This window comes from Actinoplanes sp. KI2 (assembly GCF_025630775.1).
In the GTDB taxonomy this organism is placed as follows: Bacteria; Actinomycetota; Actinomycetes; order Mycobacteriales; family Micromonosporaceae; genus Actinoplanes.
On sequence record NZ_JAOSZE010000136.1, the window covers coordinates 1 to 809 of the forward strand.

The 809-nt window shown below is 65.6% G+C and carries 1 protein-coding gene; it reads left to right on the forward strand.

Translation table 11 applies throughout. From position 1 onward, the window contains the following. Positions 1-792 (forward strand): transposase (locus ODJ79_RS46635; protein WP_263030193.1); only part of this gene is annotated, 792 nt, incomplete at its 5' end. Positions 793-809 lie beyond the last annotated feature (17 nt).

Consider the following 809-nt stretch of genomic DNA (forward strand, 5'->3'; position numbering starts at 1 on the left):
ATCAGCACCGGTGAACTCGACCAGGCCCGCATCCTCGCGCGCAGCCTGCACTCCGGGATGCTGCTGCTCGCCGATCGCGGCTACTGCGCCGCCGACCTCATCGCCTCGTTGTCCGCCACCGGCGCCGATCTGCTGATCCGCTGTACCCGCCGACGCCGCCTGCCCGTCATCCACCGACTGCCCGACGGCTCCTGGCTCTCGACCATCGGCCCCCAACGCATCCGCGTCGTGCAAGCCCAGATCACCATCACCACCACCGCAGGCACCCAAACCGGCGACTACCGGCTGATCACCACCCTGCTCGACCCGCGCATCCACCCAGCCGCCGACCTCATCCGTCTCTATCACCGGCGCTGGGAAATCGAGACAGCGTTCCTCGAACTCAAATCCTCGATCCTCGGCGGACGTGTCCTGCGTTCACGCGCCCCTGAGGGCATCGACCAGGAAATTCACGCCCTGCTGGTCACTTACCAGATCCTGCGCACCGCGATGGTCGACGCCACCGACAGCCGGGCCGGCCTCGATCCCGACCGGGCCAGCTTCACCACCGCTCTGAACGCCGCCCGCGACCAGATCATCCACGCCGCCGGAATCATCACCGACACCGTCATCGACATGGTCGGCGTCATCGGCACCCACGTCCTAAACAACCTGCTACCCGACCGCCGGATCCGCACCAAAACCCGCATGATCAAACGCTCCAACAGCAAATACCAAGCCCGCGGCCCCAACATCGACCGCCGCAGCTACAAAGCCACCATCAACATCGACATCATCGCCGCAGCTCCTTGACCAACACACCACCGCCT